The sequence below is a fragment of the Pedobacter jamesrossensis genome (assembly GCF_042650905.1).
Taxonomy (GTDB): Bacteria; Bacteroidota; Bacteroidia; order Sphingobacteriales; family Sphingobacteriaceae; genus Pedobacter; species Pedobacter jamesrossensis.
Window position 1 is genome coordinate 66,229 of the sequence record NZ_JBHSBY010000146.1, and the last position, 25,212, is coordinate 91,440.

A 25,212-nucleotide genomic window follows, 5' to 3' on the forward strand; every position below is an offset into this window, starting at 1 on the left:
TTTTGAAGAAATACAGCTCTCTTAAAGGGATACAAACGCTCATTTCGCAGAAGCAATTAACTTTACCAGATTTATTGGCTTATTACTTTAAGCAAATAAAAGATAATGAACACCTCAATGCATTCAACGAGGTGTTTTTTTATTCGGCAGAAGTTCAGGCGAAGGCAGTACAGCAAAAGATAGAAGAAGGTGCAGCAGGTAAGCTTGCAGGTATGGTTATCGGTATTAAAGATAACATTTGCTACAAAGATCATATCGTTACCGCATCTTCAAAAATGCTAGATGGCTTTGTTTCTCCCTATTCATCAACTGTTGTGCAACGCTTATTACAGGAAGATGCCTTAATCATCGGTCGTTTAAACTGTGATGAGTTTGCTATGGGTGGTTCAAACGAAACTTCCTATTTCGGACCGGTGGGTAATGCCGTAAATTCCGATCTTGTTCCGGGAGGTTCTTCAGGTGGTTCGGCAGTTGCAGTTCAGGCAGATATGTGTCTTGCCTCTTTGGGTACAGATACGGGTGGCTCAGTTAGACAACCAGCGGCCTTCTGTGGTCAAATAGGTTTAAAACCAACCTATGGGCGTATTTCCAGATACGGTGTTATTGCCTATGCTTCTTCTTTCGATCAGGTTGGACCAATTACCTCATCTGTTGAAGATGCTGCTCTACTTTTACAGGTTTTAGCTGGCGCTGATGAAAATGATTCTACGGTTTCTCCTTTAGAAGTTCCAGATTACTCAGCGAATTTAAACCAAAGTAAGAAGCAAAAAATTGCAGTTTTAAAAGAAACGATAGAGAGCGAAGCGCTTGATCCGGAAATAAAAACGGCGATACTAAAATCAATTGAAGATTTAAAGGCTCAAGGGCATACAGTGGAATATGTATCGTTTGATTTGCTTGATTATCTTGTGCCAGCATATTATATTTTAACAACAGCCGAAGCCTCTTCAAATCTTTCGCGTTACGATGGCGTTCATTACGGACATCGTAATACTGAAGCTAAATCACTTACCGAACTTTATAAATTATCTCGGGCTGAGGGTTTTGGAGAAGAAGTTAAGCGTAGAATATTACTTGGAACTTTTGTTTTAAGTGCAGGATATTACGATGCATATTATCAAAAAGCACAACAGGTAAGGCGATTAATTAGAGACAAACTTGATGTTTTGTTCGAAGATTATGATTTAATTCTATCTCCTGTAGCGCCAACTCCACCATTTAAAATTGGAGACAATTTGCAAGATCCTTTGGTGATGTATATGGCCGATATTTTTACAGTTTTACCATCATTAAGTGGTAATCCAGCAATTGCATTGCCATTGGGCAATAATAAGGATGGTTTGCCGTTAAGTATTCAGTTTATAGCCAAACATTTTGAGGAAGAACAGTTGCTGGCTTTCTCTCAGGCATTTTTATCATAAGTAGTTTATGCGGGGCATAACGCAAATTTTTAGTTTTAGAAAATTTAAGTATTTACCTGGTGGCGGACTTTAGTACCGCTTTTTGTTACAAGCTCCGAGAAAATCGGAGGCTTTCCACTACAATCGGGTTTAGGTACTAAGGTCTGTGCAGGTTTGAAACGTTAATATAAAAAACCGAACCCTGCAATTTAGCCCCGGGTGCAGCAATTACCCAGCAACAAGGAGGAAACCGACGAAGCGAAGCGTAAAAGCGCAACACGGGAGGGATTTTTAATAGCTGTAGGAATTGCGCTACAATATTTTTATATTAAACCAAAACGTATGATTAAAAAATTACTTTTTACTTGTATTTATGCTCTAACGGGATTTGTGCTTACCTCATCAGCCCAGCAAATTTTAAAACTCGACAGTCTTCATAAAATTCAGAACAATATTTTCATTAATAATGATACTATAACTGTTCCCTTAGCAATAGAAAATCCACTGCTTTTAAGTCAGAATTATGTTTATAAACTTCGTTTAGATTCTATTACAAAAGCAGTACCCTTACCGCATAACGAATTCGTTCAACAATACATTGATATTTACGCTAAACGGAAAGATATGTTTGGTAAAATGCTGGGTTTATCCGGGTACTATTTCCCGATTTTTGAAAAGGCATTAAAGGATTACAACATTCCTCAAGAGATAAAATACCTCACTATTGTAGAGTCTCAAATGAACCCTCATGCGGTTTCCCGAGTTGGTGCAACAGGTATTTGGCAATTTATGTTCGGTACGGGAAAAGCGTACGGCTTAAAAATGGATAACTACGTTGATGAGCGGAAAGATCCGGTTCAGGCTAGTTATGCTGCAGCAGCATATTTTCGTGATGCTTACGAAGAACTTGGGGACTGGTTACTTGCTATTGCAGCATATAATTGTGGTAAAGGAAATGTAACGCGAGCAATTGATAAAGCTGGTTCAAGAGATTTTTGGGCGATAAGACAGTATTTGCCAAAAGAAACCCGCAATTACGTTCCTGCATTTATTGCTGCAGTTTATGTAATGAATTACTCAAATAAACACCAAATTACACAACAAGCCTGTAATCTGTTTTTAAAAACAGATACCATGCAAGTAAATCATTTTGTTTCATTATCATCACTGGCAAAAGTGCTAAACATCGAAGATGAGTCGCTATTTGCTTTAAATCCATCCTATAAAAAGAAGATTATTAATGGAACGGCAGATTTGCCAAAACGATTAATTTTGCCAAAACTAAAAGGTGCCGATTTGGCTGGATTATACGATTTACTAAATAATAGCGAACTCGATAATCAGATGCAGGTGATTCAGGCAAGCACAGATGATGTGCGGGAATTAAGGAAAAAGAAATCTACATCTATTGTTTCTGCAGGTGTTGTGTATCACAAAGTAACTTCAGGGCAAAATTTAAATGCTGTTGCCGATAAATATGGTGTTGAAGTTCAAGATTTAAAAGTTTGGAATGCTCTAAAAAGCAAAACTATTGTTCCCGGACAGAAACTTAAAATATATACGAGTAAGAAAGTTGTATTAAAAGCGCCCGTATCTTACTTAAGTTATACGGTTAAACGTGGAGATACGCTTTCAGAAATTGCCGAAAAATTTGATGGTGCCACTGTTCAAAGTATTAGGAGGGATAATAAATTAGCAAAGGCTGGTTTACAAACAGGTATGGTACTTAGGATTAGTAAGGGGTAGTAAAACATATATATTGCAAAGAAATATTCTCAGATTGAGTCTCAATTCTAACCGGGGTTCAGACTTTTTATTTAACCACTGTCTTACAACATTATTTTTTGTATTGACATCATAAGTGAATAGATTTAGAGAGAAGTTGTTTTTATCTTTCGCATTCTTTTTATTCAATCGCCTTTTTATTTCAACGCTCATAAAAAGAATTGTACCTTTGCCGCGTCACTAATAAGTTACTTAATGAGTAATATAAACAGAAAGCAAGATGCGCTTGATTACCACTCGCAAGGGCGGCCGGGAAAGATAGAAGTCGTACCAACAAAACCAACAACTTCACAAAGAGATTTAACTTTGGCTTACTCGCCAGGTGTTGCAGAGCCTTGTTTGAAAATAGCAGAGAATAAAGAAGATGTTTATAAATATACCGCAAAAGGGAATTTAGTTGCTGTAATTAGCAATGGCACAGCTGTTTTAGGTTTAGGTGATATAGGCCCGGAAGCTGGTAAGCCAGTAATGGAAGGTAAGGGTTTACTTTTTAAAATTTTTGCAGATATTGATGTATTCGATTTGGAGTTAGATACTAAGAATGTTGATGATTTTGTAAAAATCGTTAAAGCTTTAGAGCCAACATTTGGTGGGGTTAACTTAGAAGATATTAAAGCCCCTGAATGTTTCGAAATTGAGCGCCGATTAAAGGAAGAAATGAATATTCCTGTAATGCACGATGACCAACACGGAACAGCTATTATTTCTGGTGCTGCATTGCTTAATGCCTGCGAAATTCAGAAGAAAAAAATAGATAAAATTAAGGTTGTGGTAAGTGGAGCAGGTGCTGCTGCAGTTTCATGCTCTAAAATGTACCTTTCTTTAGGTGTTAAGCAAGAGAATTTAGTCATGTTCGATATTAACGGACTAATTGATATTCACCGTACAGATTTAGACGAAATGCGCATGCGTTTCGCAACAACAAGAAAAGATATTAACAGTATAGGCGATGCAATGAAAGGTGCCGATGTTTTCATTGGTCTTTCTGCGGGCAATGTTATCCAACCAGAAATGTTGGTTGGCATGGCTAAAAACCCAATTGTTTTTGCAATGGCAAATCCAAATCCGGAAATTGCCTACGAGCTTGCGGTAAAAACCCGTAAGGACTTAATTATGGCCACTGGCCGTTCCGATTATCCTAACCAGGTTAACAACGTTTTAGGTTTCCCTTATATTTTTAGAGGCGCTTTAGATGTTCGGGCAACAACAATTAATGAGGCAATGAAAATTGCTGCGGTTAAAGCAATTGCAGAGCTGGCTAAAAAATCAGTTCCTGAGTCGGTTAATTTAGCCTACAACGCTCGAAACTTAAAGTTTGGTAGAGATTATATCATCCCTAAACCAGTCGATTTCAGATTAATAACCGAGGTTTCAATTGCTGTTGCAAAGGCCGCCATTGAAAGTGGCGTTGCTCGTAAAATGATTACCGATTGGGATGCTTACAACGAAGAATTAAGAAAGCGCTTAGGCTTGGACGATACCATTATGCGCTCCATTACTAATAAGGCAAAATCAGATCCCAAACGTGTTGTTTTCGCAGAAGCGGATAATTATAAAATTTTAAAAGCTGCACAGATTGTTAGAGATGAAAAAATTGCTATACCCATACTTTTAGGGAATAAAGAGAAAATTCAGGCAATTATTGATGGCCATGCTTTGGAGTTAGATGGTGTTCAGATTATCGATCAGATGCAGGAATCTGAAAAAACTAAAAAGTATGCAAATGCGTTGTACAAAAAGCGCCAGCGTAAGGGCATATCAGAAAGAGACGCTATAAAATTACTCAGAGATCGTAATTATTTCGGGGCTTCGATGGTCGAATTTGGTGAAGCAGATGCCATGATTTCTGGTTTAACTAAAGATTATGGAAGTACAATTAAACCTGCTTTGCATGTTATAGGTGCCGATCCCGAAGTTAAACGCGTTGCAGGGATGTATATGATGATGACTAAACAAGGACCTGTGTTTTTTGGTGATACAACTGTTAATGTAGATCCAACTGCCGAAGAACTTGTAGATATTACTTTGCTGGTAGAAAAATCTGTAAAACAATTTAATATTAAACCTCGTGTAGCGATACTCTCTTACTCTAACTTTGGTTCTAACGATGGCGTTGTACCTGAAAAAGTTAGAAAGGCGGTAAGTATTCTTCATAAACAACATCCTGAAATTGTTGTAGATGGAGAAATGCAAGGTAATTTTGCAATTAACAATGAATTATTAAAAGATAATTTTCCGTTTAGTACACTTGCCGATGCACCAGCAAATACCTTAATTTTTCCTAACTTAGAATCTGGTAATATTGCTTACAAATTATTACAAGAATTAGGTGGTGCTGAAGCAGTTGGGCCAATTTTACTAGGTTTAAACAAACCGGTACATATTGTGCAACTGGGTAGTTCGGTACGCGAAATTGTAAATATGGTCACAATTGCTGTTGTAGATGTGCAGGGTAAAGAAGAGTTGGCTTCATCACAACGAAAAGGTATATTTGGAAAAACCACAACTAAGAAATAAATTGGTTTGAGATTTAGCTCGCTAAATCTCAAACGTAAAAATCTAATATCGCAGATAAATGTACGCCTACATCGATGGTAAACTAGCATTTAAAAATCCAGCTTATGTTGTGGTTGAAGCCGGAGGTATAGGCTACCATATTAACATTTCTTTAAATACTTACAGTAGTATTGGCGATGCAGAAAGATGCAAACTCTATACCTGGCTGCATGTTAAAGAAGATGCACACACATTATACGGCTTTGCCGATGAGGGTGAGCGTCGTTTATTTTTACACCTAATATCAGTTTCTGGTATCGGACCAAATACTGGCAGAATGATACTATCGTCCATCACTCCTGTAGAAATTCAAACTGCAATTGTTAAGGCAGATTATGCCTTAATACAACGAATTAAAGGGCTTGGAGCTAAAACAGCTCAACGATTAGTTTTAGAATTACAAGATAAATTAAAAAAAGAAGGTGTAGATTCATTAATTTCTATGCCTCAACACAATACCGTTAAAGATGAAGCGTTATCAGCATTGGTAATGCTCGGATTCGCCAAACAAACAGCCGAAAAAACTATCGATCAGATTTTAAAAGTAACAGAGGGGACACTTTCGGTAGAACAGCTTATTAAACATGCATTAAAAAACTTATAGAACTAACGCCTTTGAAGAGAATATATACCCTATTAATTCTCATCCCACTTTTTTTTGCTAATAAAAACGCCTTATCTCAGGTTGTTGCTGGCAAAGCCGACACCGTCATGTCGAAAAATAGCTTTAGCCTTCGCGAAAAACAGCTACTTGGATTGAGCCCTACAACTAATCCATTTTATCCGCTACCTAATAATCTAAAAAGGGTGGTAGAATATGATGCAAAAAACAAAAGATACATAGTTAAAGATTTGGTTGGCGATAAGTACGTTGCCAATACTCAGTATTTAACTATTGAAGAATACCAAAGATTGGTTAACAGTGAAATTAAGAGAGGCAATTGGCGTAGTATTTCTAATGCCGAGGTCAGCGATTTTCGTAATACCGGAATTATTCCTCAGATACAGATTAATAGTAAAGCTTTCGAGAAAATATTTGGAGGTACTACAATTGATATCCAACCTCGTGGTGAAGCTGAACTTACCTTTTTGGGTCGAATTAACAAAAACGAAAACCCCTTATTTAACGAACGTCAGCGAGTTCAAACTAATTTCGATTTTAACCAGCGAATTCAGATGGATTTGGTTGGTAATATTGGTACAAAGTTAAAAATTAAAAGTAACTACAATACAGAGGCACAATTTGATTTCGAAAACCAAATAAAACTAGACTATACTGGCGGACCAGATGATATTATTAAAAAAATTGAAGCTGGTAATGTTAGCTTACCTCTAAATACAAGTTTAATTAACGGAACTCAAGCCCTATTTGGGTTAAAAACTCAGCTTCAGTTTGGCAAACTTAATGTAACCAGTGTTTACACGCAGCAGAAATCTCAATCAAGAGAAATTAAAATAACAAACGGAGCGCAGTCTAACGAATTCCGATTAAGTGCTGATAATTATGAAGCAAACCGACACTACTTTTTATCTCAATATTTCAGGAATAATTATAATAAAAATCTGGCTAATGCACCGATTATTACTTCTGCAATTCAAGTAACAAAAATTGAGGTCTGGATAACAAATAAATCAGGTAGTACAACAGATTCCAGAGATGTATTAGGTTTCTTAGATTTAGGTGAAAATGTACCATACAACACGGCTCAGATAACAGGTGGTGGCTCTGTTCTGCCAGGTGGCACAACAGCTACAGGTTTTCCGCAGCAATCGAATAATTTATTGCAAAACCTTCCTGCGGGTGCAAGGTTTACAAACTCTAATGATGTAATTTCTTATTTTCAGGCAAATGGTGCTACAGATAACTTCGCAAAGCTTACTTACGCTAGAAAGTTAACAGAAAGAGAGTTTAACTTTCAACCACAGCTGGGTTATATATCTTTAAATAATGCTTTAAATTCTGATGAGGTTTTAGCAGTTGCCTATCGTTATACCTACAATGGAGTAGAATATCAGGTTGGGGAATTTTCTACAGATGTAACCTTCGATGCTGCAAATCCGAAAGTGTTATTTGCGAAGTTGTTAAAAAACGAGACTACAAAAATAAATCTGCCAACCTGGGATTTAATGATGAAAAATATCTATTCAATTGGTGGTTATCAAATCAGTAGCCAGAATTTTCGATTAGATATTTTCAGAATAGATAATGAAACCGGTGTCGAAAACCCAGTAATGACCGAAGGGGTAAATACGGCAAACAAGCAATGGATTAACTTGGTCGAATTTGATAGATTAAATCAGCAGAATGAGCGTAAATCTGATGGTGTTTTCGATTTTGTTCCAGCCAATAATGCCTTTGGTTCTGCATCTAATTCATACACAGCGAACAATATCGGGAATTTTGGCTCCAATTTGTCAACCACAGGTTTGGCGTCTTTAGTAAGCAATACGAATACTGGTTACATAACAATAGACCCTGCGAATGGACGAATCATTTTTCCAATAATTGAACCATTTGGAAAAGATTTGGCAACTAAGTTTTTACCTGGAGAGCAAGCTTTAATTGATAAATACACATTTACTGCACTTTATGATTCAACTCAAACGATTGCAAAACAGCTCTTTCAAAATAAGAACAGGTACATCATTAAAGGTAATTATCAATCTGATGTTTCGTCAGAATTTAGCTTAAACGCAATTAATGTTCCCGAAGGTTCTGTTAAGGTTTTTGCAGGAACAATGCCCTTAACTGAGGGTATAGATTTTACAGTCGATTATCAAGGTGGAAGGGTTAGTGTTATCAATCAGGCTTTGCTAACCTCTGGCCAGCCGATTAGAATTACTACAGAAAATAATGAGCTTTTTGGTTTGCAGCAACGCTCGTTATTTGGTACAAGATTAGATTATAGGGTTAACAATAAGCTAAATATCGGAGGTACTATTATGAACCTTACCGAAAAACCATTAACGCAAAAAGTTAATATCGGCGAAGAACCAATTTCTAATACCATATGGGGTACAGATATTAATTATAGTTCTCCATCAAGGTTTTTAACCAAAATGGTCGATAAAATTCCTTTTATTTCTACAAAAGCGCCATCAAGTGTAACTTTTTATGGAGAATATGCACAACTAATTCCAGGGCATCCGAGAGCATTAAATTTTGCAGGCAGTAAAAACGGGGTAAGTTATTTAGATGATTTTGAGGCATCGAGATCTGTTATTGATTTAAAAAGTGCCATTTCTTGGCAGTTATCAGGTACGCCTCAACTTTTTACAGAGTCTCAACTGATAAATGATTTGGCTTATGGTTACAATCGTGCTCGTGTTGCATTTTACAATATCGATCCAACTTTTTATAACTCAGCAGCCTCAACAACCCCAGCAAATATTCGGAATAATCGAACAGAACTTTCTAATCACTACGTGAGAGAAGTTATTGAGCAAGAAGTTTTTCCTTTCAAACAAACGGCTACGGGGCAGGCGTTAAACATTACTACTTTAGATGTCGCGTATTATCCAACCGTTCGTGGACCGTACAATTTCCGTACTACAGGCTTTAACCGAGATGGAGCTTTGCTTAACCCAAGAAATAATTGGGCAGGTTTTCAGCGAAAGATAGAAACCAACGACTTTGAAGCTTTAAATATCGGATTTATTGAGTTTTGGGTTATGGATCCTTTCATTTACAAAACAAATTCTGCAGGTGGTGATGTATACTTTAATTTGGGTAACATCTCCGAAGATATCCTGAAGGATGGCAGAAAATCTTTAGAAAATGGTTTACCCGCTACGGATGACCCCACTAAATATGATGAAACCAATTGGGGAAGGGTTCCGAAATTACAGCCGGTAGTTCAGGCATTTGATAATAATGCTGATGCCAGAAAAGCTCAGGATGTTGGTTTGGATGGTTTATCTAACCAAAATGAAAAGGCAAAATTTGCATCTGCAATAAATGCAATAAAAGGACAATTGAGTCCGGCGGCGGCGGCAATTATAGATGCCGATCCATCATCAGATGATTATGCGTATTTCCGTGGTCCACTTCTAGATCAGGCAAATGCAGGCATTTTAAAACGATATGAAAAATATAATGGACCAGAAGGGAATTCAAAAACCTCACAACAATCTCAAGATGAATTAGGGTTAGAAAATTCTGCTTCAACATCATTACCAGATGGTGAAGATATTAATCGCGATAATAATATGACGCAAAGCGATGAGTATTTTCAGTATAAAGTTTCAATGCGTCCAGGCGATTTAAATGTTGGTCAGAACTTTATTACTGATAAAGTTACTTCGCAGGTGAAATTGCCAAATGGTAATACACAGGCCGTTTCATGGTATCAGTTTAGAATTCCGATTGGGCAGTACGAACAAAAGGTTGGTAATATTCAGGATTTTAAATCTATCCGTTTCTTCAGAATGTTCATGACTAATTTTGCTGATACAGCAGTTATGCGTTTTGCTAAATTGCAGTTAATTAGAGGCGAATGGAGAGAATATAATGCAGCAAATACATCTGCTCAGGTAATTGTAGACCCGGCTTTGCCAGCATTAACGCCCGATAATTCAACAATAGAAGTTTCTACGGTAAATATCGAAGAAAATGGTAAGCGTTCTCCAATTCCTTATGTAACCCCTCCTGGAATTGTTCGCGAGCGAGATTACAGCAATTATCGTGGAGATACCCAACTTAATGAGCAGTCTTTATCTGTTACGGTAAAAGATTTAAGAGATGGTTATGGAAGAGCTGCTTTTAAAACAGCGTATAGCGATTTCCGCTCTTACAAACATTTGGAAATGTATGTTCATGCTGAAGCTGTTAATAATCAGATTTTGAACGATGGGGATGTTTCTGCATTTTTAAGAATAGGTACCGATAATCAGGATAACTATTATGAATATGTTATGCCTTTGAAAATTACAACACCTGGGACTTCAGATCCTGATGCAATTTGGCCTGAGGCAAATAGAATGGATATCGATTTATTGCTGTTTCAGAATGCAAAATTGGCTCGTAATGTAGCCAAACAGGCTAACGGACAGCCCTGGCCAATAAATGTTCCATTTACCTATTCTGATGGGCTTAGAACAATTATAGTTAAGGGGCAACCAGATATGAGCAAGGTTAGGGTTTATATGCTTGGTGTTAAAAACCCTTTGAGAAGTCAAACCAATCCCGAAGGAGACGACGGCTTAACTAAAAGTGTTTTGGTTTGGTTTAATGAATTAAGATTAACTGAATTTGATGAACGTGGTGGTTGGGCTGCAACAGCAAGATTAAACTTAAAACTTGCAGATTTTGCCGATGTTAATATTTCTGGAAGTAAATCTACCATTGGTTTTGGTTCTATTGATTCGAAAGTTAGCGAACGCAACCGTGCAGATAATACACTATTGGATGTTTCTTCGGCGGTAGAATTGGGCAAATTCTTACCTCAGAAATCGGGTGTGAAAATACCAATGTATGTAAGCTATTCAAAACAGGTTTCAACGCCACAATACAATCCGAAAACACCAGATATTGAGCTAAAAAATGCTTTAGAACAGGCAACTAAAGAGCAAAAAGATTCTATTTTAAATTTTGCACAAGATTATACGGTTCGCAGAGGCATTAACTTTACCAATGTGCGTAAAGAACGTACAAATAATACCAAACCAGTTAGACTTTGGGATATAGAAAACTTTGCGGCAAGCTATGCTTATACTCAATATAACCACCGCGATTTTATTAATCAAAGTAGTATTCAAAATACATATAGAGGCTCATTACAATATAGTTATTCAAAAGAAGCACGGAGCTACGCACCATTCGAGAAAATTATTAAATCGAATATGCTCGCAATACTTAGAGATTTTAACTTTAGCATTTTGCCAAGTGCGATTAATTTCAGGGTTGATGTAGACAGACTTTATTCAGAAAATACTTTAAGAAATAACGATCCGAATAATTCGATACCAATTTTTCAAAGTGGGTACGGCACAACGTTCAATAAAAATTTCAGAATGAGCCGTATTTATGGTATTGCATGGAATTTAACCAAATCGCTACAATTAGATTTTAATGCCACCAACTATTCGATTATTGATGAACCTGACGGTAGAATTGATGGCTTGAAACGAGATACCGTTTGGGAAAACCTTAAACGCCTTGGACGCACAACAGATTATAACCATAATCTAAATGTAACTTACGCTTTGCCGATTAATAAAATTCCTGGTTTAAATTGGGTTACTGTATTAACTAAATATGGTACAAATTTTAACTGGCAAACAGAACCTTTATCAACGCTTCGCGATCCGAATATTAACTTAGGAAACACAGTTCAGAATAGTCGAAATATTCAGGTTAATCCAACCTTAAATTTAACTACGCTTTACAATAAGTTTGGTTTTATTCGTAATGCAACAAATGATCAGGAAGGTGGCGGAGCCAAAAAACTCTTTATTAACTTATTAACCAGTATAAAGAATGTAAATGTAAATTATGTACAAACAAAGGGGATATTTCTGCCCGGCTATTTGCCTAAAACCAGTTATTTAGGTATAGATAATGTAACAGGTGCACCTGGTTTAGGTTTTGCTTTCGGAAGCCAAAGGGATATTCGAGACATGGCACTTAACAATGGTTGGCTAACAACTGATACCTTGCAAACGCAAATGTATGTAAATACGCTTCGTGAGGATTTTCAGTTAACAAGTCAATTAGAACCAATAAGAGATTTACGGATAACTTTACGTGCAAACAGAGCCCAAACCAGAAATTTCTCAACTAATTTCAGATATCTAGCTACTACATCTTCATTTGAAAATTTAAGCGCAATTACTACTGGAGATTACAGTATTTCATATATCGCAATCAATACTGCTTTTAAAGAAAATAATGCAAGTAATGTAACCACGCTATATAATCGCTTCATTTCAAACAGACTCATAATATCGCAACGTTTAGGAGCACAAAATCCTAATTCATCAGGTAGCGCGAATGGTTTTGCTGATGGGTATGGAAAGGAAAGTCAGGATGTGATTATTTCGGCTTTTCTTGCTGCTTATTCTGGTAAAGATGCCGGAAGCTCTAAAATTAATTCATTCCCAAGAATTCCACTGCCAAACTGGAGCTTAACCTATAGTGGTTTAACTAAAGTTGCTTTTATTGCAGATAGGTTTTCTTCTGTAGATCTTAGACATGGTTATCGCTCTGCGTATAACATTAACGGATATAACTCTTTATTACGATACCAGGAAAATGATGGTTTTGTAAGCAGCAGAGATGCCAATAATAACTTTTTACCTCAATTTCAGTTTGCACAGGTAACCGTGTCTGAATATTTTTCGCCATTAATTGGAGTTGATACCAGACTAAAAAATAACGTTACCGCAACTTTTGAGTTAAACCGTTCACGTTTGTTAGGTTTGAGTTTATCAAATAGTCAGCTTGCACAATTATCAGAAAATAACGTGGTATTAGGTTTAGGCTATCGTACAAATAAATTCCGTTTCCCTTTTGGCTGGTTTAAAAGTTTAAAAATGGATAACAATATGGATTTTAAACTTGATGTTGCCATAAGAGATAATAAAACCGTAATTTACCGTACAGTTTTAGATGATAATAATGCTGATGTTGCCCAAACCGAAGTTTCTTCGGGAGCAAAAAACATTACGTTGAGACCAAGTGTTGATTATGTATTAAACCAAAAATTTAATATTAAACTTTTCTACGATTCGAACATTACCAAACCTTACACCTCTCAAACCTTTAATACCTCGTTTAGTAATTTTGGGTTTAGTTTAAGATTTACTTTGAATTAAAAACATTGAAAAGTTTAAGCGTAACATTTCAATGCTTAAACGTTTCAACATTCCAACTTAATATTTAACTTTGGCTCAAACTAATAATAAAACAAATGAATTTCCCATCAGAATTAAAATATACTAAAGACCACGAGTGGGTTAAAGTAGAAGGCAATGAAGCATTTATTGGTATTACTGATTTTGCACAACGCGAATTAGGCGATATCGTTTATGTTGATATTAACAGCGTAGGTACTGAAGTTGCTAAAGAAGAAGTTTTTGGAACTGTAGAAGCCGTTAAAACTGTTTCTGATTTATTTATGCCTGTTACTGGAACAGTTTTAGAAATCAATGCAGAACTAAATGATAATCCTGAACTTGTAAATTCTGACCCTTATGGAAAAGGCTGGATGGTTAAAGTTTCTTTATCAGATTTGGCTGAGGTTGAAGATTTACTTACTGCAGATGCATACCAATCATTAGTTGGTGCCTAATTCTGACAATACATTGTACAAAGCACTAAAACATCAAAAATGGGCCATATTCTGGACCGTAGTTATTTTAGTGCTTTGTAATATCAAAATGCCCGAAAGTAATGGGCAAGGATTTTTCTTTACAGGTTTTGATAAGATGGCCCACTTAGGGTTTTTCTTTGTCCTGTCGGTTTTGCTTTTTTATGGAAAAATCGCTTATCAGCACAACTTTGGTTTCAGAACCTTAACGATTTTTAAAATAATTTTAATCAGCGCAATAATTGGTGGTGGCATAGAGTTATTGCAATGGAAGATTTTTACTTATCGCTCTGCAGAATGGTGGGATTTCGCATGCGACATGCTTGGCTGCTTAATGGCCGTTTTTAGCTACGTATTATTACATAAATTAAATTTCAATGAGAAAAGCAATTAGTTTAATTTGTTTAGTAGCAGTTTTAGGTTTAACTGGTTGTGGCATTTTTAAAAAAGGCTGTAATTGCCCAACTGTTTACTATAAATCTTATCCATCACCTCGCAAGTAGTCGTTATTAATGTTTGATTTACAGCAAAACCATGGATTTTGGCGCTGTATTTAAAATGTTACCTAACTTTTAACAATCCTTAACAAACCTTTCTACATTCTCTTAGTCTGATAGCTTAGTTTAGTATTACTTATATTTATATTTTGATGAAAATTTACGTTCAAAGAGCAATATTTCTTGTTCTTATTTTTTGCGGATACTTCGCACATGCACAAAACACTGGAGCCATTAATGGCCGCGTAATTAATGCTAAAGATAAAAAACCTGTTGATTTTGCAACAATAGCTATCAAGAGTTTAAAAGATTCGAGCATAGTTGCAAGTGGTCAAACAAATCCTGATGGAACTTTCTCCTTTAAAAATATTCCTGCCGGAAATTATCGGGTTATCGCCGCCTTTTTAGGTTTAAAAACTACAAATAAAAATGTTACAGTAGCTAAGGCTGCGGTAAGCACCGGCGATATAGCAATGGCTGATGATGGTTTAAACCTTAATGATGTAAATGTAACCGCACAGGTTCCAACTGTTGTTGTTAAGAAAGATACTTTAGAATATGATGCAAAATCGGTTAAGGTGCGTGAAAATGCAGTTGTGGAAGATGTTTTAAAGAAATTACCAGGTGTTGAGGTTGCAAAAGATGGAAGTATTAAAGCAGGCGGGGAAACGGTAACCAGGGTAAAAGTTGATGGGAAAGAATTCTTTGGAAGTGATCCATTATTAGCTACAAAAAATCTTCCTGCAGATATGGTTGATAAAATTCAGGTTATTGATGAACTATCTGAGCAGGCACAGTTTACAGGTATTGATGATGGAACAAGAACTAAAATATTAAACATTACCACCAAAAGCGGCATGAAAAAAGGCTATTTTGGAAACAGTACCGTTGGCTATGGCACAGATGATCGTTACGATGCAAGTTTAAACGTAAATAAATTTAATGGCGATCAGCAGTTCAGTTTTATTGGCCAGTTTAATAATGTAAACAAGCAAAATTTTGGTGGTGGCGGTGGCCAGGGTAATGGGTTTGGCGGCGGTGGTGGTGGTCGTGGTTTTGGCGGTGGCGGTGCGGCTTCTGGCGGCGGTGGTATAACAACCACTAATGCAGCTGGTTTAAACTTTGCCGATACTTATAAAGATGGAACTCAAATTCAGGGAAGTTATTTCTTTAACAAATCCTCTGTTTTTAATGAACAAACCAGTAATACACAAACATTATTGGGTAATAGTTCTCAAAACGTAAATAACTATTTAAACAGCAATAGCGATAGATTAAATCATAGATTAAATTTTATGATTGATACGAAGTTAGATTCATCAACAAGTATAAAAATACAACCAAATATTGCTTACACTGAAAATGATGGGCTAAGCTTGAATGACTATGTTAGAAATAATGCAGTTGCTACTGGTACTTCGAACACAGTAGGTAGCCAAAATTATACAACAAAGAATTCTACCCCAGTAATTACTAATAATATTCTGGTGCGTAAAAAGTTTCAGCGTAGAGGTCGTACGCTATCATTAAACGTTAATACTTCGATTAACGATAGTAATTCTGATAATATCAATTACATTTTAGATAATAATACCATAAATGGTGTAACTACTCAAAAATTAACAAATCAATTAAATGATTTGAGCAGTCATAATATTACGAATACCACTAGAGTTGTTTACACTGAGCCGTTGTCTAAAACAACGAGCTTAGAACTTAATTATCAAAACGGAATTAACAATAGTACTTCAGATCGTAATGTTTTCAATTTCAACGCAGTAACCGGCGATTTTGATTTAGTTGATAATACCTATTCAAATCACTACGAAAATCAAACTTTAACAAATGCAGCTGGTGTTAGTTATACGGTTAATCAAAAAAAGTATAACTGGAATATTGGCGTTGCAGGGCAGCAAACACATAGAGAAAATACGAACTTAACAACAGGCGCTGTATTTTCTCAAAACTTTGTGAACTTAACACCATCAGCTCAGTTCAGATATAATTTTAGTAATAGCAAAAGATTATCTGTTAACTATAGAGGAACCACACAACAACCTACTATCGATCAGATTCAGCCAATTCCTGATAATACGAATACACAATCTGTAATTTTAGGTAATCCAAATTTAAAGCCAGCGTTTAACAATACTTTAAGTGTTAGATACAACAATTTTGCTTTCGCTAAAATGCGTTTCTTCGCTGTATTTTTAAATTTAACGCAAACCTTTAATGCGTTTGCTTCAAGCCAGCAATCGGTAACGGATATAAACGACCCGAATTATGGTAAAATTGCTTCAACCTATGTAAATGTTGACGGTAATTATAGTGGAAATGCAAACATTGTATTAGGTCAACCGATTATTCCAAATAATAAATTAAACTTAAATGCAACATTAACCGGAACCTATTCAAAAGGTACCAACATTACCAGTGGTGTAAATAACATTACAAACAACTGGAGCTTAGGCAATACATATCGTTTCGTTACTAACCTTGATAAATGGGATATAACGGCAGGAATTGGTGGAACAGTAAATAGTGCAACTTATTCTGCTCAGCCAAATTCAGATAACAAATTTTACACAATTAATCCAAGCTTTGATATTTCTTATGTTTTACCAGGAAATATCCGTTTAGCAATCGATTTAGATTATTTTAAAAATACTGGTCGTGGAGAGGCTTTCAATACAGAGTATACAATTGTAAATTCTTACATCAGCCGTCAGTTCTTTAAAAACCGTGGTACATTTAAAATTGCTGTAAATGATGCATTGAACCAGAATCAAGGTATCAGCCGTACAGCGACAAGTAATACCATTACCGATTTAAATTATAATGTATTAAAACGTTATTATATGTTCTCTTTCACCTATTCATTAACTCGTATTGGTGGTCGTAACATTGGTAATGACGCTCAAATGCCTGGTGCTCCTGGTCAAGGTGCTCCACGTATGAGATTCTAAGTTCGTAAATGAATTATTTTGAAACAGCTTTCTGATTGAATCAGAAGGCTGTTTCTGTTTAATAATAAAATGTATTTCAATTGTTACTTCTGTAAAAACAAACCTTCCCTTAAGTTAGCAGTCATAAATAAACACTACTTAATTAACCGAATGAAGCTATTTTTTACTTGCCTTTTACTCTTAACATGTCCTTTTATTTATGCCCAGCAAAAAATTGGTTCAGTGAGCGGACGGATTATTCAAGCTAAGGATAAAAAACCAATTGATTATGCCTCAATTGCGGTGAAAAGCCTTAAAGATTCGAGTGTTATTGGTTCAAGTACTACCAACGAAGCAGGAAAGTTTATTTTTAAAAATCTACAGCCTGGTTCGTATCGGTTATATGCAGCTTTTTTGGGCTTAAAAAACTCAAATAAAGATTTTATAATTTCTATTGATAAGCCAGACGTAAACTTAGGCGATATCAGTTTGGAAAGTGGTTCATTTGACTTGCAAACAGTAGAAATTAAGGCCGAAGTTCCGCCGATAGTTGTTAAGAAGGATACATTAGAATTTAATGCAAGTTCTTTTAAAACAGTAGAAAACGCCGCGGTAGAAGATTTGTTAAAGAAACTTCCGGGAGTTGAAGTTGACAAAGCCGGGGCTGTAAAGGCGCAAGGCGAAACAATAACTAAAATAAAGGTAGATGGAAAGGAGTTTTTTGGCAACGACCCATTGCTGGCTACAAAAAATCTTCCGGCAGATATGGTCGATAAAATTCAGATTATTGATGAACTCTCTGATCAGGCACAATTTACAGGAGTAGATGATGGAACGAGAACGAAAATCATCAATATTACAACCAGAAAGGATAAAAAGAACGGTTATTTTGGGAATAGTAGTATTGGTTATGGCTCTGATGATAGGTATGATGTAAATGCTAATGTAAATAGATTTAATAAAGATCAGCAGATGAGTGTTGTTGCACAATTTAATAATGTAAACAAACAGAATTTTGGTGGTGGTTTGGGTGGTAATGGAGGGAACGGTGGTAGAAGTTCTGGCCTTACAAATACAAATGCATTGGGTTTTAATTTTGCAGACACCTATGCCGATGAAACACAAATTAGTGCCAGTTACTTTTTCAATAAAACAGAAAATTTTATCCAAAGAAATAGTGTAACCCAAAATTTGTTAGGCGACATAACAACTGTGTTTAACAATAAGCAGGATAATGTTTCTGATAGACTAAATCATCGTTTAAACTTTATGGTAGATACCAAAATTGATTCCTTAACATCATTACGTATTCAGCCAACTGTAAGTTACACCAATAATTCTAGTTTAAATAATAGCATTTACACAAGAGATTATAGTACCTACACAACTAATGGAAGCCAATCATTAAATAATAATAATACTGCACCTACAATTAACAATAACATCCTGCTAAGAAGGAAGTTTAAAAGGAGAGGACGAACATTGTCTCTAAATTTTAATACAAGCATTAATGATAATGATGCAGATAATTATAATAATATAACCGATAATACTTTAAACGCCGGGGTTACGACTCAAAAAATTACTAATCAGTATAACGATCAGAATTCATCATCGATTAATCAGAATTCGAGATTAGTTTATACAGAACCTCTATTAAAAACATTGAATCTAGAATTGAATTATCAGAACGGATATAACCATAATACCTCAGATAGATTTACTTACAATTTTAATCCTGCTACATTAAAGTACGATTTGCTTGATTTAACCTATAGTAACTCTTACGAAAACACGATTTTAACAAATACCGCAGGATTCAGCTTTAATGGTAATGGGAAAAAGTTTAATTGGAATGTTGGAATGGCCGTTCAAAACACGGATAGAACCAATAATAACCTTACTCAAAATTATGTTTTGAAACAAAATGTATTCAACTACACCCCTTCTGCTATGTATCGCTATAACTTTAGCAACAGCAAGCGGTTAGTTATTAATTATCGCGGAAGTACGAATCAGCCAACAATAAATCAGTTACAACCAATCCCGAATAATACAAATACGCAAAGTATTCCGGTTGGTAATCCTGATTTGAAACCAGAGTTTAATAATAGTCTGCGAGTTGCCTACAACACATTTACTGTTGGTAAAAACAGGTCATTGTTTGTCAATTTAAACTTAGTTCAAACTTCAAATAAAATAGCAAATAGTAGCAGTTTGATTCAAAGTGGTATTAATCAGGGTAAATTGGCCATTTTACCTGTAAACGTTAATGGAACTTATTCGGGCAATATATCATCATCTTTAAGTTTGCCCTTAATGGCCGAAAATAAACTAAATTTTCACATTAGTGTTAGCGGAAATTATGATCGTGATGTAAACTTCACCAATTCAATTAAAAATATAACCAATAGTTGGGCAATCACAAACGGTTATAGATTGGTATCTAATTTGGATAAACTTGATTTAACAGCTGGAGTTAATGGTTCGATAAACCGATCTACTTATTCTGTTCAGCCTAATTCTAATACAAGATATTACACATTTAGCCCAAATATTAGCGTTAGTTATCTCTTCCCTGGCGAAATTCGCTGGTCTGTAGATGCCGATTATAATCAGAATACTGGCAGAGGAGAAGGCTTTGATACACACTTTACCCTGATCAATTCTTACATCAGCAAACAATTTTTCAAAAACAGAGGGACATTCAAAGCCGCGGTTAACGATTTGCTTAACGAAAATCAAGGAATAACTCGCACAGCAAATAACAATACGATACAAGATGTGAGTTATAATGTTTTGCAACGTTATTTTATGTTTTCATTCACTTATACCTTAAACAGGATGGGTGGTAAAAACCGTAATAACATGCGCAGAGGTGATGGACAGGGTGAGAATCGTGGAGGTGGTAATGGCGGTGGAGGAAGAAGAAATTAAATCATTTTAAGGTAATTCCTTTGCGTTTAAGAAGAGAATCTAAGGCTCTTATTTGGAATAAATCTAAAGAAAGGCTACCTTGCAGCAAATTTAATACATGAAACTTTCACAATTAAAAGTAGGGCAAAAAGGTACGATATTGGCTTTTACAGATTTAGAAATGTCTGTAAAACTTATGGAAATGGGATGCTTGCCTGGTGAAATAGTAGAAGTAGAAAGATTTGCTCCACTAGGAGATCCAATGGCCATTCGCGTGGCCGGGTATCAGCTTTGTTTACGTAAAAGCGAAGCTGCGGTTATTATCATTCAATAAATTTTGGGTTTGGATATTAAAGTTGCATTAGTTGGTAATCCCAATACAGGTAAATCTACTCTGTTTAATCGCCTAACGGGATTAAATCAAAAAATTGGAAATTTCCCAGGAATAACTGTCGATAAAAAAATTGGTTATTCAAAGCTTACAGATGATAGTCTGGCAGAAATTATAGATTTGCCAGGAACCTATAGCCTTTATCCAAAGAGTAGCGATGAAAGCATTGTTTTTCAGGTTTTAGCAGATAAAAAAAATAATAGTCATCCCGATGTTATTGTATTAGTTGTAGATGCATCAAACCTAAAACGCAATATGCTTTTGTATTCGCAGGTTGCTGATTTAGGTATTCCAATGATTTTGGCCTTAAACATGATTGATCTCTCTGCTAAACAAGGTATAGAAGTTAATGTAGATAAACTTGCTGAAAAGCTTGGTGTACAGGTAATTCCCATATCGGCCAGAAATAACCTTGGTATTGATAAATTAAAGCAGGCTGTTGCTTACACTACAAAAATAGCCACACAGTTTAGCACTATTGATGTTGTAGGTTTTGCTTCTGATGCTATCAATGAGATAAAAGCGAAAATTAATACAGATAATAATTACTACGCCTTACAGGTTTTACATCAGCATGAGTACTTAAACTTCTTTTCAGAAACCGAGCAAGAAGAAATTGAGGCAATTGAGCGTTCTCATAAATTCGAGTCATCTAAAATACAAGCTGCGGAAACTATTGCCCGCTATAAACATTTGGGTACAGTACTATCTGATGTAGTTATTGATAAAGGAACTGCACAGAAGTTTAGTTTTAGCGATAAACTAGATTCGATTTTAACCCACAAAGTTTGGGGTTTTACTATTTTCCTGCTCATACTTTTTGTGATTTTTAATGCAATTTTTGCTTGGTCATCCTACCCTATGGATTGGATTGAAATAGGTTTTGGATTCATTACAGAAATTGGACATCAATATTTGCCAGCTGGAATGTTAACCGATCTATTGCTTGATGGTGTAATTGCAGGCTTAGGCGGTATTTTTGTTTTTATCCCTCAAATTGCAATCCTATTTGCTTTTATATCTATCCTCGAAGATACTGGCTACATGGCCAGGGTTACCTTCATGATGGATAAAGTTATGAGCAAGGTTGGCTTGAATGGTAAATCTGTTGTGCCAATGATTGGTGGCTTAGCCTGTGCTGTACCTTCCATTATGGCTGCCAGAAATATCGAGAACTGGAAAGATAGAATGATAACCATTATGGTTACTCCATTAGTTAGTTGTTCTGCAAGGTTACCGGTTTACATTCTTATCATTTCTTTGATTATCCCATCTAAAAATGTACTTGGCATATTTAACCTGCAGGGTTTAGCGCTAATGGTTATGTATCTGGTTGGTATAATTGCAGCAGTTTTGGTTGCCTGGGTTATGAAACTTATAATCAAAACTAAAGAACGTTCCTATTTTATAATGGAATTGCCAGTATATCGTATGCCGCGTTGGAAGAATGTGTTTTACACCATGTACGAAAAATCTAAAACCTTTGTTTTCGAAGCTGGTAAAGTTATCATTGCCATCTCGATAATTCTATGGGTAATGGCATCATTTGGTCCTGGAAACCGCTTCGATAATATTGATAAAAAATATGCGACAGCTTTGGCTGATACAAATAAAAACACCGATCACATCGCAACATTAGTTGCCACAGAAAAACTAGAAAACTCTTACGTAGGTATACTGGGGCATTGGATAGAACCCGGAATTCGTCCGCTCGGTTATGATTGGAAAATTGGTATTGGTTTAATTACCTCTTTCGCTGCTCGAGAGGCATTTGTGGGCACTATGGCAACCATTTACAGTGTTGATGGTGGAGATGAAGATACTTCGACTATTAGAGAGCGAATGGCCGCATCAGTTAATAGCCGAACAGGTTTACCTGTGTATAGTTTTGCAACGGGTATATCGTTGATGCTGTTTTACGCTTTCGCAATGCAATGTATGAGTACTGTTGCTATCGTTTATCGTGAAACAAAAGGTTGGAAATGGCCAGTAATTCAATTAGTTTACATGACTGCTATGGCCTATTTCGCCGCATTAATTGCTTATCAATTGTTAAAGTAGAACTTTCATAAAGGTTTAATTGTGCTTTTTTTGAAGAGCACTCACCGTAAATCTTATCAAAGTATGTTTCCGTTTTACTCATCCCGATGAAAATCGGGATTCGCGTTCACTACAATCGGGTCTAAGTGGCTAAAGCTGTTCAACTATTTAGGACTATGTGCAAAAAAAATAGCGTGGTTTAGCATTTCCAGCTTCAGTCTTTAACCTTTTAGCTTTACGCTTTACCCAAGCTCAATTTGGCGCTTAATGCTTTCTTCTAACGATATTAATGTCTCTGTGCGCTGAATGCCATTAACAGCTTGTATTTCCTCATTTAATACATGGCGTAAATGATTTGTATCTCTACAGATAATCTTAGCAAACATACTGTAAGAGCCAGTTGTATAATGCAATTCAACTACTTCCTTTATTTTACTCAATTGTGCTACAGCATCCTTGTACTGAATACCTTTTTCTAAATATATCCCTAAAAATGCACAAATATCGTATCCTGCCTTTTGCGGATCTATAATCAAATGCGAACCCTTAATAATACCCATTTCCTGTAATTTTTTCATTCTAACATGGATTGTACCGCCCGAAACGATTAAATCTTTTGCAATTTCTGTATACGGTTTTGTAGCATCCTGCATTAATTGTTTTAAAATATCAATGTCGAGGTTGTCAATTTCTAAATTGGAATTGTCTTTTTTAAGCATATTTTCTAAATCTGTTAAGCAAATTTAGTAAAAATTATCAATATTATAAAAATAAAATTAAATGATTAAAATATTTGCAAGGTATTAGATGTTCCTTTACATTTGTATCAAGCAATTAACAAAAAGGAACGTTCTTTAAAATTGTTTAATATAATGTAGGGTGGTGAAACAGGCAGACACACCTCCTTGTCTCGGTGGTGGAGAATATGGAAAACCGGCAACGGCTAACTACTCCTTGAAGGTTCGATTCCTTCCCCTACAGCAATTTACTGTTAAAGGTTTAAAGTTGGCAGTTTCCAAACTGAAAAACTTAAAATTGAAAGCTGTAAACTAATAATGTTGGGTGGTGAAATTGGCAGACACGCCTCCTTGTCTCGGTGGTGGGGAATAATGGGACAAACGCAGTTTATTGGGTTGACCACAATTAATTTTTTGAACTGTAGCTAACTACCCCTTGAAGGTTCGACTCCTTCCCCAACAGCATTTTTTATGAATAATAAGTTAGTTAATCGAGCAATCCCGGATGGGTTGCTCTTTTTCTTTTTATAGCATTCTGTTAAAATTTAGTCTCTAAATAAATATTTTGGTATATTCCCTTCTTTAATAACGTTTCCTAAATTTTAATGAACACAAAAATAAAAATTAAAGATATTGCAGACGAACTTAATATATCTTCCACAACGGTTTCATTTGTAATAAATGGTAAAGCAAAGGAGAAAAATATAAGTAAAGCAGTAGCACAAAAAGTGTTAGATTTGGTAGCTGAGTGGGGCTATCAACCTAATTCCTTAGCCAAAAGTTTAAGAACTGGGAAATCGAAAATTATTGGCTTTTTAGTTGATGATATTTCTGAGCCATTCTTCTCTCGTATAGCCAGATTAATCGATGAAAAGGCATCAGAGCATGGATACAAAATACTTTTTAGCAGTACTAGAAATAATAACGAAAAAGCGAAAGAATTGCTTCAAATTTTTCGCGACAGGCACGTTGATGGTTATGTAATAGCGCTGCCCGAAGGACTTGAATCTGAAATAGAAAAGTTGATTAATACCCAGGTACCTGTTGTGTTGTTTGACCGATATGTCCCTGGAATTGAAACCGATTACGTTGTAACAAACAATGATGAAAGTGTTTTCGAAGCAACGCAACATCTTGTTAATAATGGTTATAGAAATATTGGTTTTATAACAATTGAGACCGAGCAACAGCAGATGTTAGATCGTTTAGCTGGTTTTAAAAGAGTAATCGAAGCGAATAACTTGAAAAATAATGTTCTAAAAATCGACTATCAAAATTCAGAAAATTCGATTAAGCAAATGAAAAAGTTTTTTGAGATTAATCAAAACCTTGATGCTGTTATCTTCGCAGCTAATTATATTTGTATGGATGGCTTAAGAACTTTCAAACAGTTAAATATTAATCCGTTAAACAATATTGCAATTGTCTCTTTTGATGATTTTGAATTGCTGGAATTTTATAATCCACCTATTACAGCCATTGCGCAGCCTGTTGAGCAAATAGCAGAAAATATTATGAAAATTTTGCTTTCTAAACTTAATGGTCAACTTCAAATTTCTGAACACAAACAAGTAGTGCTTCCCGCTTTATTAAATGTGCGCAGCTCTACTTTAAAAAGAGTTTAAAACTAAAAAAG

The 25,212-nt window shown here is 35.6% G+C and carries 13 protein-coding genes and 2 tRNA genes; 14 read left to right on the forward strand and 1 reads right to left on the reverse strand.

What is annotated here, in order from left to right; genetic code table 11:
- Positions 1–2 precede the first annotated feature (2 nt).
- The 11 genes from gatA (at position 3) to feoB (ending at position 22,860) form a co-directional block, all read left to right on the forward strand.
- Entirely contained in the window at positions 3–1,421 is a 1,419-nt protein-coding gene (gene gatA, locus ACFOUY_RS21010; protein ID WP_378963256.1) for an Asp-tRNA(Asn)/Glu-tRNA(Gln) amidotransferase subunit GatA, read from the forward strand.
- Positions 1,422–1,742: 321 nt separating this feature from the next.
- The gene (locus ACFOUY_RS21015) at positions 1,743–3,146 is read left to right on the forward strand and encodes a lytic transglycosylase domain-containing protein (protein ID WP_378963257.1); all 1,404 of its coding nucleotides are present in this window, start codon (positions 1,743–1,745) and stop codon (positions 3,144–3,146) included.
- 234 nt (positions 3,147–3,380) lie between these two features.
- A complete protein-coding gene (locus tag ACFOUY_RS21020; protein WP_378963258.1) occupies positions 3,381–5,702 on the forward strand; it encodes an NADP-dependent malic enzyme in 2,322 nt (773 codons plus the stop codon).
- Positions 5,703–5,760: 58 nt separating this feature from the next.
- Positions 5,761–6,345, forward strand: coding sequence for a Holliday junction branch migration protein RuvA (gene ruvA, locus ACFOUY_RS21025; protein ID WP_378963259.1), 585 nt, complete (start codon positions 5,761–5,763; stop codon positions 6,343–6,345).
- 11 nt (positions 6,346–6,356) lie between these two features.
- The gene (gene sov, locus ACFOUY_RS21030; RefSeq protein WP_378963260.1) at positions 6,357–13,556 is read left to right on the forward strand and encodes a T9SS outer membrane translocon Sov/SprA; all 7,200 of its coding nucleotides are present in this window, start codon (positions 6,357–6,359) and stop codon (positions 13,554–13,556) included.
- A 95-nt stretch (positions 13,557–13,651) separates the two neighbouring features.
- The gene (gene gcvH / locus ACFOUY_RS21035; protein ID WP_378963261.1) at positions 13,652–14,032 is read left to right on the forward strand and encodes a glycine cleavage system protein GcvH; all 381 of its coding nucleotides are present in this window, start codon (positions 13,652–13,654) and stop codon (positions 14,030–14,032) included.
- A complete protein-coding gene (locus ACFOUY_RS21040; protein WP_378963262.1) occupies positions 14,025–14,444 on the forward strand; it encodes a VanZ family protein in 420 nt (139 codons plus the stop codon). The genes gcvH and ACFOUY_RS21040 overlap by 8 nt, the downstream gene beginning before the upstream one ends.
- A gap of 255 nt (positions 14,445–14,699) precedes the next feature.
- A complete protein-coding gene (locus ACFOUY_RS21045; RefSeq protein ID WP_378963263.1) occupies positions 14,700–17,513 on the forward strand; it encodes an outer membrane beta-barrel protein in 2,814 nt (937 codons plus the stop codon).
- A gap of 150 nt (positions 17,514–17,663) precedes the next feature.
- Positions 17,664–20,429: an outer membrane beta-barrel family protein gene (locus ACFOUY_RS21050; RefSeq protein WP_378963264.1), complete on the forward strand. Its 2,766-nt coding sequence runs from the start codon at positions 17,664–17,666 to the stop codon at positions 20,427–20,429.
- Between the two features lie 97 nt (positions 20,430–20,526).
- Complete coding sequence (locus ACFOUY_RS21055) at positions 20,527–20,742, forward strand: FeoA family protein (RefSeq protein ID WP_378963265.1); 216 nt, start codon at positions 20,527–20,529, stop codon at positions 20,740–20,742.
- Positions 20,743–20,745: 3 nt separating this feature from the next.
- A complete protein-coding gene (gene feoB / locus ACFOUY_RS21060) occupies positions 20,746–22,860 on the forward strand; it encodes a ferrous iron transport protein B (RefSeq protein ID WP_378963266.1) in 2,115 nt (704 codons plus the stop codon).
- Positions 22,861–23,081: 221 nt separating this feature from the next.
- On the opposite strand, the gene ACFOUY_RS21065 is transcribed toward feoB, so the two are convergent.
- Positions 23,082–23,558, reverse strand: coding sequence for an Lrp/AsnC ligand binding domain-containing protein (locus tag ACFOUY_RS21065; protein WP_056848148.1), 477 nt, complete (start codon positions 23,556–23,558; stop codon positions 23,082–23,084).
- Between the two features lie 154 nt (positions 23,559–23,712).
- Here ACFOUY_RS21065 and ACFOUY_RS21070 point away from each other — a divergent pair.
- From ACFOUY_RS21070 to ACFOUY_RS21080, 3 genes are all read left to right on the forward strand, one after another.
- Positions 23,713–23,820 (forward strand) — tRNA-Asp (locus ACFOUY_RS21070).
- Positions 23,821–23,895: 75 nt separating this feature from the next.
- Positions 23,896–24,039: transfer RNA gene (locus ACFOUY_RS21075), tRNA-Asp, on the forward strand.
- Positions 24,040–24,181: 142 nt separating this feature from the next.
- The gene (locus ACFOUY_RS21080; RefSeq protein WP_378963267.1) at positions 24,182–25,201 is read left to right on the forward strand and encodes a LacI family DNA-binding transcriptional regulator; all 1,020 of its coding nucleotides are present in this window, start codon (positions 24,182–24,184) and stop codon (positions 25,199–25,201) included.
- Positions 25,202–25,212: the final 11 nt, after the last annotated feature.

Excerpts from the sequence above, each read along its gene's own strand:
- ACFOUY_RS21015 (WP_378963257.1), top strand. The coding sequence starts at position 1,743 with ATGATTAAAAAATTACTTTTTACTTGTATTTATGCTCTAACGGGATTT.
- ACFOUY_RS21020 (WP_378963258.1), top strand. The coding sequence starts at position 3,381 with ATGAGTAATATAAACAGAAAGCAAGATGCGCTTGATTACCACTCGCAA.
- ruvA (WP_378963259.1), top strand. The coding sequence starts at position 5,761 with ATGTACGCCTACATCGATGGTAAACTAGCATTTAAAAATCCAGCTTAT.
- gcvH (WP_378963261.1), top strand. The coding sequence starts at position 13,652 with ATGAATTTCCCATCAGAATTAAAATATACTAAAGACCACGAGTGGGTT.
- ACFOUY_RS21045 (WP_378963263.1), top strand. The coding sequence starts at position 14,700 with ATGAAAATTTACGTTCAAAGAGCAATATTTCTTGTTCTTATTTTTTGC.
- ACFOUY_RS21050 (WP_378963264.1), top strand. The coding sequence starts at position 17,664 with ATGAAGCTATTTTTTACTTGCCTTTTACTCTTAACATGTCCTTTTATT.
- ACFOUY_RS21055 (WP_378963265.1), top strand. The coding sequence starts at position 20,527 with ATGAAACTTTCACAATTAAAAGTAGGGCAAAAAGGTACGATATTGGCT.
- ACFOUY_RS21065 (WP_056848148.1), bottom strand. The coding sequence starts at position 23,558 with ATGCTTAAAAAAGACAATTCCAATTTAGAAATTGACAACCTCGACATT.
- ACFOUY_RS21080 (WP_378963267.1), top strand. The coding sequence starts at position 24,182 with ATGAACACAAAAATAAAAATTAAAGATATTGCAGACGAACTTAATATA.